At 71.0% G+C, this 13,218-nt stretch carries 10 protein-coding genes; 6 read left to right on the top strand and 4 right to left on the bottom strand.

Annotated features, from left to right (window positions below):
* Position 1: 1 nt before the first annotated feature.
* The 3 genes from ACIOKD_RS01290 to ACIOKD_RS01280 all read left to right on the top strand — a co-directional run bounded on the left by ACIOKD_RS01290 (position 2) and on the right by ACIOKD_RS01280 (position 5,572).
* Positions 2–2,401, top strand: a complete 2,400-nt coding sequence (locus ACIOKD_RS01290) for a xanthine dehydrogenase family protein molybdopterin-binding subunit (protein ID WP_402076612.1) — start codon at positions 2–4, stop codon at positions 2,399–2,401.
* 231 nt (positions 2,402–2,632) lie between these two features.
* Positions 2,633–4,090 carry an NCS2 family permease gene (locus ACIOKD_RS01285; protein ID WP_402076611.1) on the top strand — a complete coding sequence of 486 codons (1,458 nt, stop codon included), beginning with the start codon at positions 2,633–2,635 and terminating at the stop codon, positions 4,088–4,090.
* Positions 4,091–4,354: 264 nt separating this feature from the next.
* Positions 4,355–5,572 carry an XdhC family protein gene (locus ACIOKD_RS01280; RefSeq protein WP_402076610.1) on the top strand — a complete coding sequence of 406 codons (1,218 nt, stop codon included), beginning with the start codon at positions 4,355–4,357 and terminating at the stop codon, positions 5,570–5,572.
* 42 nt (positions 5,573–5,614) lie between these two features.
* Here the strand turns inward: ACIOKD_RS01280 and ACIOKD_RS01275 are convergent, their stop codons facing one another.
* Positions 5,615–6,274, bottom strand: a complete 660-nt coding sequence (locus ACIOKD_RS01275; RefSeq protein WP_402076609.1) for a TOPRIM nucleotidyl transferase/hydrolase domain-containing protein — start codon at positions 6,272–6,274, stop codon at positions 5,615–5,617.
* 213 nt (positions 6,275–6,487) lie between these two features.
* Entirely contained in the window at positions 6,488–6,928 is a 441-nt protein-coding gene (locus tag ACIOKD_RS01270; protein WP_402076608.1) for an SRPBCC family protein, read from the bottom strand.
* Positions 6,929–7,115: 187 nt separating this feature from the next.
* Here ACIOKD_RS01270 and ACIOKD_RS01265 point away from each other — a divergent pair, with 187 nt between their 5' ends.
* Together ACIOKD_RS01265 and ACIOKD_RS01260 are read left to right on the top strand one after the other, a co-directional pair.
* On the top strand, positions 7,116–7,868 hold the full coding sequence (locus ACIOKD_RS01265) for a hypothetical protein (RefSeq protein WP_402076607.1): 753 nt from the start codon (positions 7,116–7,118) through the stop codon (positions 7,866–7,868).
* A gap of 117 nt (positions 7,869–7,985) precedes the next feature.
* Positions 7,986–8,705, top strand: coding sequence for a sigma-70 family RNA polymerase sigma factor (locus tag ACIOKD_RS01260; RefSeq protein WP_402076606.1), 720 nt, complete (start codon positions 7,986–7,988; stop codon positions 8,703–8,705).
* Positions 8,706–8,761: 56 nt separating this feature from the next.
* On the opposite strand, the gene ACIOKD_RS01255 is transcribed toward ACIOKD_RS01260, so the two are convergent.
* The gene (locus ACIOKD_RS01255) at positions 8,762–10,198 is read right to left on the bottom strand and encodes a hydrolase (protein WP_402076605.1); all 1,437 of its coding nucleotides are present in this window, start codon (positions 10,196–10,198) and stop codon (positions 8,762–8,764) included.
* Between the two features lie 285 nt (positions 10,199–10,483).
* A complete protein-coding gene (locus ACIOKD_RS01250) occupies positions 10,484–11,659 on the bottom strand; it encodes a magnesium and cobalt transport protein CorA (RefSeq protein ID WP_402076604.1) in 1,176 nt (391 codons plus the stop codon).
* Positions 11,660–11,896: 237 nt separating this feature from the next.
* On the opposite strand from ACIOKD_RS01250, the gene ACIOKD_RS01245 reads away from it, so the two are divergent.
* The gene (locus ACIOKD_RS01245) at positions 11,897–13,054 is read left to right on the top strand and encodes a winged helix DNA-binding domain-containing protein (RefSeq protein ID WP_402076603.1); all 1,158 of its coding nucleotides are present in this window, start codon (positions 11,897–11,899) and stop codon (positions 13,052–13,054) included.
* The last annotated feature ends 164 nt before the right edge of the window (positions 13,055–13,218 follow it).

Here is a 13,218-nt window from a genome sequence, read left to right as displayed (position 1 = left end):
GATGGCGACCAACACAGCTCCCGTCGGTACTCCCACGAAGGTCACCCAGGGTTCGCGGACCAAGGGCGGCATCGGCGAGTCCACGCTCCGCCCGGACGGCACCCTCAAGGTCACCGGCGAGTTCGCGTACTCGTCCGACATGTGGCACGAGGACATGCTCTGGGGCCAGATCCTGCGCTCCACGGTCGCGCACGCCGAGATCCTCTCCATCGACACCGGCGAGGCCCTCGCGACGCCCGGCGTCCACGCCGTCCTGACGTACGACGACCTGCCGACCGCCGTGAAGACCTACGGCCTGGAGATCCAGGACACCCCGGTACTCGCCCACGGCCGGGTACGCCACCACGGCGAGCCGGTCGCGATCGTGGCCGCCGACCACCCCGAGACCGCCCGCCGGGCCGCCGCCAAGATCAAGGTGGAGTACCGGGAACTGCCGGTCGTCACGGACGAGGCCTCGGCCACCGCGCCGGACGCCCCGTTGATCCACGAGGGCCGCGACGACCACCACATGGGCCACGTGTCGCACCCCAACATCGTGCACCGCCAGCCGATCGTCCGCGGTGACGTGGAGGCGGCCCGTCGGCGCGCCGATCACATCGTCGAGGGCGAGTACACCTTCGGTATGCAGGACCAGGCCTTCCTGGGCCCCGAGTCGGGCCTCGCCGTACCCGCCGAGGACGGCGGCGTGGACCTCTACGTCGCCACCCAGTGGCTGCACTCCGACCTGCGCCAGATCGCCCCGGTGCTCGGCCTGCCCGAGGACAAGGTGCGCATGACGCTGTCCGGCGTCGGCGGCGCGTTCGGCGGCCGCGAGGACCTCTCGATGCAGATCCACGCCTGCCTGCTGGCACTCCGCACGGGCAAACCGGTCAAGATCGTCTACAACCGCTTCGAGTCCTTCTTCGGCCACGTCCACCGCCACCCCGCGAAGCTCCACTACGAGCACGGGGCGACGAAGGACGGGAAACTGACCCACATGAAGTGCCGGATCGTCCTCGACGGCGGCGCGTACGCCTCCGCGTCCCCGGCCGTCGTCGGCAACGCGGCATCCCTGGCGGTCGGTCCGTACGTCCTCGAAGACGTCGACATCGAAGCCATCGCCCTCTACTCCAACAACCCGCCCTGCGGCGCCATGCGCGGCTTCGGCGCGGTCCAGGCGTGCTTCGCCTACGAGGCGCAGATGGACAGGCTCGCGGACGCGGTGGGGATGGACCGGGTCGAGTTCCGGCGGCTCAACGCGATGTCCCAGGGCACGCTGATGCCCACCGGCCAGCCGGTCGACTCGCCCGCCCCGGTCGCCGAACTCCTGCGCCGCGTCAAGGCGATGCCCATGCCGCCGGAGCAGCAGTGGCTCGCGGCCGGCGAGGCGGCGGACGTCCGTCAGCTCCCCGGCGGCCTCTCCAACACCACCCACGGCGAAGGCGTCGTTCGCGGTGTGGGCTACGCGGTCGGCATCAAGAACGTCGGCTTCTCCGAGGGCTTCGACGACTACTCGACCGCCAGAGTCCGTATGGAGGTCGTCGGCGGCGAGCCCGTCGCGACCGTGCACACCGCGATGGCGGAGGTCGGCCAGGGCGGGGTCACCGTCCACGCGCAGATCGCCCGCACCGAGCTGGGCGTCGCCCAGGTGACGATCCAGCCGGCGGACACGCAGGTGGGGTCCGCCGGTTCGACTTCCGCGTCCCGCCAGACGTACGTCACCGGCGGCGCCGTGAAGAACGCGTGCGAACTCGTCCGCGAGAAGGTCCTGGAGATCGGCCGACGCAAGCTCGGTACGTACCACCCCGCCTGGGCGACCGCCGAACTGCTCCTGGAGGGCGGCAAGGTCGTCACCGACGGCGGTGAGGTCCTGGCCGACCTGGTGGACGTACTCGAAGACGAGGCGGTCGAGGTCGAGGAGGAGTGGCGGCACCGGCCGACCGAGGCCTTCGACCTGCGCACCGGACAGGGCAACGGCCACGTCCAGTACTCGTTCGCGGCCCACCGCGCCGTTGTCGAGGTGGACACCGAACTCGGTCTGGTGAAGGTCATCGAACTGGCCTGCGCGCAGGACGTCGGCAAGGCGCTCAACCCGCTGTCCGTCATCGGCCAGATCCAGGGCGGCACGACCCAGGGCCTCGGCATCGCGGTCATGGAGGAGATCATCGTCGACCCCGTCACGGCGAAGGTCAGGAACCCCTCCTTCACCGACTACCTCATCCCCACGATCCTCGACACGCCGACCATCCCCGTCGACGTGCTCGAACTCGCCGACGACCACGCGCCGTACGGGCTCCGTGGCGTCGGCGAGGCCCCGACCCTGTCGTCGACCCCGGCCGTCCTGGCGGCGATCCGCAACGCGACGGGTCTGGAGCTCAACAGGACACCGGTCCGCCCGGAACACCTCACGGGCACGGCGTAGTTGACCCGTCGTCCTTGCGTGCAGGCGTCCGCCGTCGCGCGTGAGCACCCGTTCCACCGCTACGCCGGCCCCGGTGCCGGGTGACCGTGTATCCCACGGCACCCCCGGCACAGGTGCGAGTGCAGCACCACGTCTCGTCTCGGGCCGTCCCCCGGGTCGTGCACCTTCCCAAAACCCGCGCAAGCCGAAAGCAGGGCGCGGGTGCCCCTATGAACCTTGGGAGAAGGCACCATGACCCAGCAGTCACTTGAGCCCGGGACCACCGCCGACGACGCGGGTGAAGGAACCCGCGTCCCGGCCGGCCGGTCCTGGCTCGACCGCTACTTCCACATATCCCTGCGGGGGAGCACGGCCGCGCGCGAGGTGCGCGGCGGCGTCACGACCTTCATGGCGATGGCGTACATCCTCCTCCTCAACCCCCTGATCCTGTCCGGCAAGGACGTGGCGGGCGACACGCTCGGCCGGCAGGCCCTGATCACCGCGACAGCGTTCGCCGCGGCCTTCACCACGCTGCTGATGGGCTCCTTCGGCAAGGTGCCGCTTGCCCTCGCCGCGGGACTGTCCGTCTCCGGCGTTCTCTCCTCGCAGGTCGCGCCCCAGATGACCTGGCCGCAGGCCATGGGCATGTGCGTGATGTACGGCGTGGTGATCATGTTGCTCGTGGTCACCGGGCTACGCGAGATGATCATGAACGCGATCCCGCTGGCGCTGAAACACGCGATCACGATGGGCATCGGTCTGTTCATCGCGCTCATCGGCCTGGTGAAGGCGGGCTTCGTCCACCAGGGCGAGGCGACCCCGGTCTCGCTCGGCGCCACGGGCGAACTGGCGGGCTGGCCGGTGCTGTTGTTCGCCGTCACGCTGCTCGCCATCTTCATGCTGCAGGCGCGCGGTGTTCCCGGCGCGATCCTGATCGGCATAGTCGGCGGAACCGTACTCGCCGTAGTCCTCAACGCCCTCGACGTCATCGACCCGAAGCAGTGGGCCAGTGGCGCGCCCGAACTGCACGGCAGCGCGGTGTCGATGCCCGACTTCTCGGCCTTCGGCGACGTCGAGTTCGGCGGCTGGGGCGAGGCCAGCGCGGTGACGGTCGGCATGATCGTCTTCACGCTCGTCCTCGCCGGGTTCTTCGACGCGATGGCCACCATCATCGGCGTCGGCACCGAGGCGGGTCTCGCCGACGGCAAGGGCCGGATGCCGGGCCTGTCCAAGGCGCTGTTCATCGACGGCGCGGGCGGCGCGATCGGCGGGGTCGCGGGCGCGTCCGGCCAGACGGTGTTCGTGGAGTCGGCGACGGGAGTCGGCGAAGGTGCCCGCACCGGGCTCTCCTCCGTCATCACGGGCCTGTTCTTCGCGGCCTGCCTCTTCCTCACCCCGCTGACGGCGATCGTCCCCGGCGAGGTCGCGGCGGCTGCCCTCGTCGTCATCGGCGCCATGATGATGATGAACGCCCGCCATGTGGACTGGGCCGACCGCGCCACCGCGATCCCGGTCTTCCTGACCGTCGTGATCATGCCGTTCACGTACTCCATCACCGCGGGAGTCGCGGCCGGAGTCATCAGTTACGTCGCCATCAAGATCGCTCAGGGCAGGGCGCGGGAGGTCGGGGCGTTCATGTGGGGCCTCACGGCGATCTTCCTGGTCTTCTTCGCGCTGAGCCCGATCGAGAGCTGGATGGGGGTCCACTGAGCGTTTCGCTGGGGGCGGGGTGACGGATCCGCGCCCCGGTGGGGGCTGACCGCGCAGTTCCCCGCGCCCCTCAAGGGAGGAGCCGCGCCCCAGCTTTCGCCCCCTTCAGGGGCGCGGGGAACTGCGTGGCCGTCGACAGCGCGCCTGCGCCCTTCAGGGGTGCGGGGGACTGCGCGGCCAGCCACGACGCACCCGGGCCTTTCAGGGGTGCGGGGAACTGCGCGGTCAGCCGCAACGCACCCGTAGACGGCAGGAGACCGAGAGATGCTGGACATAGCAGAAGACCTGCGGCGGTGGGTGGCGGAGGGCCGCGACTTCGCCGTGGCCACCGTCGTGGCCGTCGGCGGAAGCGCGCCAAGACGCCCCGGCGCCGCCCTCGCCGTGGACGCCGCCGGCACGGCGATCGGCTCGGTCTCCGGCGGCTGCGTGGAGGGCGCGGTCTACGACCTGTGCCAACAGGCGTTGGAGGACGGGGAGTCGGCCCTCGAACGCTTCGGGTACAGCGACGAGGACGCCTTCGCGGTGGGCCTGACGTGCGGCGGCGTCATCGACATCCTGGTGACCCCGGTGCACGCCTCCTCACCGCTTCGCGACGTGCTCACGTCCGCGCTCACCACAGCCGCCGACGGAAAGGCGGCGGCGCTCGCACGCGTCGTCTCCGGCCCGGCGGAACTGCGGGGCCGCGCCCTCCTCGTACGCCCCGACGGCCCGTACGAGGGCGGCTTCGGCGCGCACCCCGAACTGGACCGCACGGTGGCGGAGGAGGCGCGGGCCTTCCTGGACGCGGGCCGCACCGGCACCCTGGAGATCGGCGAACAGGGCTCCCGCTGCGGAGCACCGCTCACCGTGCTGGTCGAGTCCTCGGTACCGCCGCCCCGGATGATCGTCTTCGGGGCGATCGACTTCGCCTCGGCCCTGGTCCGCATCGGCAAGTTCCTCGACTACCGCGTGACGGTCTGCGACGCGCGTCCCGTCTTCGCGACGGCGGCGCGTTTCCCGGAGGCGGACGAGATCGTCGTCGAGTGGCCGCACACCTACCTGGAGCGCACGGAGGTCGACGCCCGTACGGTCCTGTGCGTCCTGACCCACGACGCCAAGTTCGACGTACCGCTCCTCGCGCTGGCGCTGCGGCTGCCGGTCGCGTACGTGGGGGCGATGGGCTCCCGCCGCACGCACCTGGACCGCAACGCGCGGCTCCGCGAAGTGGGCGTGACTGAACAGCAGTTGGCCAGGCTGCGGTCGCCCATCGGCCTCGACCTCGGCGCCCGTACGCCCGAGGAGACCGCCCTGTCCATCGCCTCGGAGATCGTCGCGAACCGGCGGGGCGGGAGCGGGGTGTCGCTGACCGGCGCGCACACGCCGATCCACCACGACGTGTCACCGATGCCGATGCCGATGCCGACTCCGGTGCTGACTCCGGTGCCGAGGCCGGTGCCGAGGCCAGTACCCACGCCGGTGCGGGACATGGGTTCGATGGCCTGACCAGGCAGCTCGGCCGCCAGGTGCGGGCGCCGGACGCGGCCGTCAGACGTGGGCGAGGAGCCGTTCCAGCGGCGGCGGCGTCCGGTCGAGGTCCAGGCTCGCGACGAGTTCCTGCGCGTACTGGGCCTTGCGACCGGCGTGGGTGCCCATGAAGCGGTGGAGATGCTGTTCCACGGTCCACCCCCGCTGCGCGGGCTGGTTCTGGAGGGTGCGGAACGCGCGCAACTCGCCCTGTTCCGCCACCACTTGCTGAATGACGTCGGCGCCCAGGGAACGGATCAGTTCGTCCTCCAGGTCCGCGCGGCACAGAAAGAAGCCGAGCGACTCCAGCCCGTCGGTCGTCAGGTCCGAGCCGATCCCGGCCCGTTCGAGCGCGCGCCGGAAGAACCGCTCCTCGGCCACGTCGCACAGACCGGCGAGCCGCACGTCGAGCCCTTGCGGCCCGCACAGATCCACGAACCTCCCGACGCTCATCGCGCCCCCGAGCGGCACCACCGAGACCCCCTCCTCGTCGAGGTCCCGGCCGTGCCGGGCGGCCAGCGCCTCGACGGCGACCCGGTCGCTGCCCCCCTCGACGAGCACGACCGTACGCAGCCCGGCGTCGGCCGCCGCCTCCCGCGCGCGCACGCCCGCTTCCACCGCCCCCGCGCCGCCGGCGGCCCACTGGACGACTGCCTTACGGAACCGCCCCATGTCGTTCATGGGTCCTAGTCTCGCAACTCCGAGCGGACTCGTTCCACACACTTTTGCCATGACGCATCGCGGGATCTTGCACGTTTCTCGGACACTGCCTCGACCCGGGTTTCCAGCGTGTCCTCCTCCTCGACCGCCCAGACGGTTCCCGAGACTCCCGGCTGACGGCTGACGGCTGACGGCTGGTCACGGGTTACGGCCGACGGCTGACGGGCCCGGCTCTCAGGGGTGTGACAGCAGCCGGTCCACCGCCCGGCCGAACATCCACCGGCCCGCCCGCCCCAGCACGGGGTCGAAGACGCGGGGCAGCCCTCGCACCCCCAACTCCTCCCGCCACAGCACCTGCGAGCCGCCGCCCGCCGCCGGCCGTACCTCGATCTCGGCCCACCCGACGACGAGGCCACCGCGTTTGACGAGCCGGCACAGCCCGGGCGTACGGTCCAGGGGCGGTCGCCAGACGACGACCTCCATACGGTCGTCGAACGCCACCGGCCCCACCCCGGTACGCGCCACGAAGACCGTGCCCGCCCCACGAGGCGGCAGCGTGACGACCCGGACCCGCGTCAACGGCACCACATCGGCATGCCGCTCCCACAGAGTGAGCCGCCGCCACGCCTCGTCGGCATCCAGGGAGGTGTCCCGTCGCACATGAAAGAGAGTCACGCGGCGATCGTATGCACTACGCGGAGCGCTCAAGGTCTCAGTCCGCGCGGACGTCGGTTCGGGCGCGGGTGAAGTTTCGGGCCTGCCATGTGTCCTGGATCACGCGTCGCGTGTTGAGGGTGGGACGGGGGCAATTCCCGTACCTCACCACGACGCACGCGCGACGAATGCGAGGATGAGGCCAGCCATGACTGCTGGGTGGGGTGTTCGCACGGTACGGGCCGCGGTCTTCGCGGTCGTCTGTGTGCTGCTCGCCGCCCTCGGCCACGTGCTGATGTCCGGCTCCCCGGTGGCCTGGTGGACGATGGCCGGCGGGACCGTGGCGACGGGCGGCGCGGGCTGGTGCCTGGCCGGCCGGGAGCGCGGACTCCCCCTGGTCGTGTCGGTGGTGGTCGTCACCCAGGGCCTGCTCCACTGGTCGTTCTCGCTCGCGGGGTCGATGGAGGGGGCGATGGCGGGGCCGGTGGCCTCCGGCCGGGGGGTGGGCGCGGCGCACACATCTTCGTCTTCCATGGACGCCGCGGACACCATGGACGCCATGGACATGGGGTCCATGGTGCACATGGGCTCCGGACACATGGCTTCGGAACACATGGGCGCGGGACACGTGGGCGCGGGCCACATGGGCTCGGGTGCCATGAGTCAGTCGGCGCACGACATGGACGGAACGTCCTCGCTCGGCATGCTCGCCGCCCACCTGTTGGCCGCGCTGCTGTGCGGTCTGTGGCTGGCGTACGGCGAACGCGCCGCCTTCCGTATCCTGCGCGCGGTGGCCGGACGGCTGGCCGCACCCCTGCGGCTGCTGCTCGCGCTGCCCACGCCCCCGCACCGCCCGCGTATTCGCGTCCGCCGCGGTCCCTCCGACCGTTCGCCGCGGCGCCTCCTTCTCGTCCACGCCATCACTTCTCGGGGTCCGCCCGCGGGGTCCGCTGCCTGTTGAGACAGCCGGATCCCCGAGGCGTCGCCACGCGCGCCTCGGGCGTCGGCCGTACCTCCGTGTACGGCCGTGCCCCCTCGCCGGACCGACGTGCGAGCGCGCCATCGGTCCGGATCACGGATGACCCGAGAAGGACACCTGGTGATCACGCCTGCCCCGCCCGTCCCACACGACGGAAGCAACAGAAGCGTCGCAAACAACAGAAGCGACACAGGCATCGCAAGCGACAGGAGCGGCAGTGGTGGTGAGACGGCGGCATCCGTCGACGAGTCGATAACCGCCTGGGCGCTGGCCGCCCGGGGTGGCGACCCGGACGCCGTCGAGCGTTTCGTGCGCGCCCTGCACCGTGACGTCGTGCGCTATGTCGCGTACCTCTCCGCCGACCCCCAGGCCGCCGACGACCTGGCCCAGGACACGTTCCTGAGGGCGCTCGGCAGCCTGCACAGATTCGAGGGCCGCTGCTCGGCCCGAACATGGCTGCTGGCCATCGCGCGACGTGCCGTGGTCGACAGCCTCCGGTACGCCGCCGCCCGGCCGCGCCTGTCCGACGTACCGGACTGGCGGCTGGCGGTCGAACGGGCCCAGCCGCGCGGCCTGCCCGGCTTCGACGACGGGGTCGTGCTCCTCGATCTGCTGGCGGCGCTGCCGGACGAGCGCCGTGAGGCGTTCGTTCTCACGCAGATGATGGGGCTGCCCTATGCGGAGGCGGCCGCTCTCAGCGACTGCCCCGTGGGAACGGTCCGTTCCCGCGTGGCCCGCGCCCGAGCCACCCTCATGGAGCTGCTCGCCGCAACCGACCCACTCCCCACCGCGCCCTCACCCGCGGCCCTGGCTGCTTGAGGAGGCCGGCGGAAGGGGGTGTCGGCAACCGGTGTCGGCATCCCCTTCCGCGTGGCTCACACCTTGAGCTTGATTGCTTCCAGCCAGAGGTCGTTGTTGTGGGTCCCGGAGTAGGTGAAGTCGTACCCGGACTCGGGGGCGTCGCATTCCATGCCGAGCCAGGCGTCGTCGTGGACGTGGGCGGTCTGGCAGACGCTGCTGCTGCCGCCTCCGACGTTGATGGTGAACCCCAGCATGTTCGGGGCGTCCTTCTTGGTGCTGCCGACGTAGTTGTCGATACCGTCGGCGGCTCCCGACCACGGGTCGGGGAAGTGCCCCTCGCCGTTGGTGGACCCGGGGTTGTGGACGAAGGCGGCGCTGCTTGTGCCCTTGGTTCCGGACACGGCGATGTTGACGGCCTTGAGCGGTGTCTCCTCGCCCACGGTGCCGGCCGTCTCGCCGTCGCACACGGCGTCGGTCCAGCCCTGGCCGGACACGTAGGCCCGGTAGCAGATGTGCCGTCCGGTCGGGTCCTGCGCGGCGAGTTCCTGGACGGCGGTCGCCGCCGTCCTCTCCGGGGCCTTGGCCTCCTTGTCCTCGGATCCGCCGCCCCCTGCCCCGGCTCCTGACCCGCCCGCCTTCTGCGTCTCGGTCGCGGCCGGGGGTGTCGTGGGGACGGACGACGGGGCCTTCGGCGCTTCGGGGGACGCCGTGGGACTGCTGGGCGGCAGGGTGCTGATGCCGGCTTCCTGCAGCTTCTCCGTGGCGGCGCTGCGCACCTGCGGCTTGTAGGCGATCCACAGCATCACGAACGTGATGGCGAGAGCCAGGAAGACGCCCAGGAAGGTGGCGAGCCAGCGCGGCAGGAAACTTCGCTGGACGTAGGTGCCTTCCACGTCCAGCGGGTCCACGCCGGACCGCTGCAGGGCGAGGGTGTAGGGGCGTGACTCCTTCGATCCGAACCAGATGATCTGGCGCGGCTTCAGCGTCGTCTTCACGAACGCCGCACGGCCCGGGTCGATCTGCACATTCGACGGATGGATGTCGTACGACAACTGATCGCCGTTGTCGCTGCCGCTCACCGACGCCGTCAGCTTCGTATTGCCCAGGTTGTCCACCGCCAGCTTCGGACGACCCCGGAAACGGCCCTTCACCGTCGGCGGCACCAACTCCGCCCGCACCTCCGTGAACGGGGTGATGGTGAGGTTCCCCTCCGGGACCGTGGTCGCCTCGGGATGCTCCGTCGGCGTGATCCGCACCGCGTACGGATTGGGGCCCGCCGTCGCATCGGGCGTACGCGGCGGCGCGAACGCGATGTCCACCGAACCCGTCGTCCCCGGATAGAGCCGCAACACCTGCGGCTCCACCCTCGCCCACGGCGCCAGCGGACCGACCGCCTCGAAGCGGTACTCGTCCACCACATCACCGGTGTTGCGAAGACGCAGCCGCACCGTCGTACTGCCACCCGGGTCCACGGTCGCGGAGGCGGGTTCCAGAGAAGTCCAAAGGCTCACTCTCGGACGTTAGACGCAACGCGGGTGCCGAGTCAGGAAGCGGCGGGGCACGGTGGCTGCCCTTAGGGACGCGCCCGGCTGCCCTCGTACCGGTGAGGGGCGGCGGGTGTGACGGACGAGACTCCCTGGCCGGAGGGAAAGGAGTTCGCTACCTCAACTCGCCTGCCAGGTGCCTCGTTAAGGGCTCGCAACCGTGTCTGGGGGCCGGTGAGCTCAGCACATGCCCGACCGGCTTGCCGCCCGCACCGCGTGCGTTGCCCTGCCCCGGCCGCCCGCTCGAAGTGCTCAGAGCCAATCGCGCCGCTTGAAGATGACGTACAGGCTGGTGCACACGACCGCCATCAGGGCGACCGCGAAGGGGTATCCGAAGGTCCAGCCCAGCTCAGGCATGTGCGTGAAGTTCATGCCGTAGATCGTGCCGACGAGGGTCGGGGCGAAGAGGATGGCGGCCCACGACGAGATCTTCTTGATCTCCTCGTTCTGTTCGAAGCCCGCCTCCGCCAACGCCCGCATCTCCGCGTTCTGTTGCTGGGTGACCAGTGTGGCGTTGACCGTGAGGATGTCCGTGAGGGCCTGGCGGAAGCCGTCCACGCGTTCGCTGGTGTGGGTGACGTGGTCGGCGACGTCGCGGAGGTAGCGCTGGAGTTCGTCGTCGGTGCCGTACTTGGCGAAGCCTGCCATCAGGCCGTGCAGCATGCCGACCAGAGGACGGGTGGCGCGCTGGAACTCGACCATTTCGCGGGAGAGTTCGTAGATGCGGCGAGAGACCCAGGGGTCCCCGCCGAAGACCTCGGTCTCGATCTCGTCGATGTCGTTCTGGACGCCGGAGACGACCGGTGCGTAACCGTCCACGACCGCGTCGAGGATGGCGTAGAGCACTGCCTCGGGGCCGAGGCTCAGAAGCTCCGGGGTCTCCTCCATACGGCGTCGGACGGCGGAGAGGTCCGGAGCGGCGCCGTGCCGGACCGTGATGAGGAAGTCGGGACCGAGGAACACGTGCAGTTCGCCGAAGTCGACCTCCTCGGACGCGTCGAGGTAGCGGGCCGCGCGCAGGACGACGAAGAGCGTGTCGCCGTACCGTTCCAGCTTCGGCCGCTGATGGGCCTCCATCGCGTCCTCGACGGCGAGCGGATGCAGGTCGAACTCGGCCGCCAGGGACAGGATCTCGTCCTCCGTGGGACGGGCCAGCCCGATCCACGCCATGCCGTCCGGCTGCTCGCGCAACTCACGGAAGGTGTCCGCGAGGGAGGCGGGGGTCGCGACCCGCACACCGTCGCGGTAGAGCGCCGCCTGTACGACGCTGCCGGGCTCCACGGCGTCCGTTTTCGCGTCGGCCGCGGTGGGGCGGTGCGTCGGAGGGTCCGCAGGGGCTTCGGTGGTGGTGGGAGCCACGGCGCGTCGCCATATCGGCTTCCGGTTGCCCCTGGTGGCGGGTACGGGGCGGGCTCGGCGCTCCGGCATCGCGGCTGCCTCCGTGTCACACGTGTCGCACGCTTGTTCGTACGTCTGTCTTGTCGGCCGTCTTGTCGTCTGTCTCGGCGTCTGTTTCGTCAGCTGTTTCAGCAGCTGCTCCGCCAGCTGTCTCGTCCGTCGCCTTGTCGATCACGGGCAGGATATACGGGTCACATGGCCGGAGCGGCTCGACCTGCTCGCGAACAGGGACAGAGGGTGTCCGCGAGGCCCAGTAACGTGCCGGACATGACGAAGACCTCGACCGCTCCCGTGCTGAGTGTCCGCGAGCTGAACCGTGCGACCCTCGCCCGGCAGTTGCTCCTGCGCCGGGCCACCCTGTCCGCGAAGGACGCCGTCGAGCACCTCGTCGGTCTCCAGGCACAGAACGTGAAGCCTCCGTATCACGCGCTCGCCGCCCGCCTGGAGGGCTTCGCCCCGCAGGAGCTCTCGACGGCCATGGAGGCGAGGGAGGTCGTCCGCATCGTCACCATGCGGTCCACCATCCACACGCACACCGCGGACGACTGCCTGACGCTGCGCCCGCTCGTACAGGCCGCCCGCGAACGCGAGTTGTACGGCTTCCGCAAGGGGCTCGCCGGAGTGGACCTCGACCGGCTCGCCGTGATCAGCCGTGAACTGGTCGAGGCCGAGCCGCGCACGATGAAGCAACTGCGGGAGGCGCTGCTCGCCGAGTGGCCGGACGCCGATCCGGCGGCCCTCGCGATCGCCGCCCGCTGCCGGCTGCCGCTCGTCCAGGTCACCCCGCGCGGGCTGTGGGGCCGCAGCGGCCAGGTCGCGCTCACCACCGCCGAGCACTGGCTCGGCAGGCCGTCCGAACCGGCTCCCGCGCCCGACGCCACCGTCCTGCGCTACCTCGCCGCCTTCGGGCCCGCTTCCGTCAAGGACATGCAGACCTGGGCCGGTCTGACCCGGCTGCGCGACGCCTTCGAACGGCTGCGGCCCCAGCTGGTCACCTTCGCCGACGAGCACGGTGTCGAGCTCTTCGACCTGCCGGACGCGCCCCGCCCGGACGCCGACACGCCGGCCCCCGCGCGTCTGCTGCCCGAGTTCGACAACCTGCTCCTTTCGCACGCCGACCGCTCCCGTGTGGTGTCCGCCGACTACAAGGGCCGTACCTGGCGGGGCAATCAGGCTTACCCGACCCTGCTCGTCGACGGGTTCCTGGCGGGCGTGTGGCGGCTGGAGGGGACCGGCGAAGGGACCGTGCTCACCGTCGAGCCCTTCGGCACGCTCACCGGGCGGCAGCGCACCGAGGTGACCGAGGAGGCGGGGCGGCTGCTGGCTGCGCTGAGCGGGTCGCCCTCGCCCTCGCCCTCACCCTCACTCTCGCCTTCGCCTTCGCCTTCGTACGACATTCGGTTCGGGACCGTTGTACGAGGCTGACGGCCTGGTTCCTGCGGGAGCGCCGGACATGTGGACAGGGGGCGTGGGGGGGGGGGGGGGGGGGGCCCCCCCCCCCCCCGCCCCCTACCTTTTTTTCCCCCGGGGGGTAGCCGGGGGGGGGGGCCCCCACGCCGGTGTGCGGCCCGGGCACCACCCAGGCGTAA

Origin of the sequence: Streptomyces sp. NPDC087844, from assembly GCF_044742785.1 — a bacterium.
In the GTDB taxonomy this organism is placed as follows: Bacteria; Actinomycetota; Actinomycetes; order Streptomycetales; family Streptomycetaceae; genus Streptomyces.
The sequence above is the reverse complement of the archived record's forward strand: the minus strand, read 5'-3'. Positions and strand labels throughout refer to the sequence as shown.

Coding starts and splice junctions, on each gene's coding strand:
- ACIOKD_RS01280 (WP_402076610.1), top strand. CDS start 4,355: ATGCTGGACATAGCAGAAGACCTGCGGCGGTGGGTGGCGGAGGGCCGC.
- ACIOKD_RS01275 (WP_402076609.1), bottom strand. CDS start 6,274: ATGAACGACATGGGGCGGTTCCGTAAGGCAGTCGTCCAGTGGGCCGCC.
- ACIOKD_RS01245 (WP_402076603.1), top strand. CDS start 11,897: ATGACGAAGACCTCGACCGCTCCCGTGCTGAGTGTCCGCGAGCTGAAC.
- ACIOKD_RS01285 (WP_402076611.1), top strand. CDS start 2,633: ATGACCCAGCAGTCACTTGAGCCCGGGACCACCGCCGACGACGCGGGT.
- ACIOKD_RS01265 (WP_402076607.1), top strand. CDS start 7,116: ATGACTGCTGGGTGGGGTGTTCGCACGGTACGGGCCGCGGTCTTCGCG.
- ACIOKD_RS01260 (WP_402076606.1), top strand. CDS start 7,986: ATGACCCGAGAAGGACACCTGGTGATCACGCCTGCCCCGCCCGTCCCA.
- ACIOKD_RS01250 (WP_402076604.1), bottom strand. CDS start 11,659: ATGCCGGAGCGCCGAGCCCGCCCCGTACCCGCCACCAGGGGCAACCGG.
- ACIOKD_RS01290 (WP_402076612.1), top strand. CDS start 2: ATGGCGACCAACACAGCTCCCGTCGGTACTCCCACGAAGGTCACCCAG.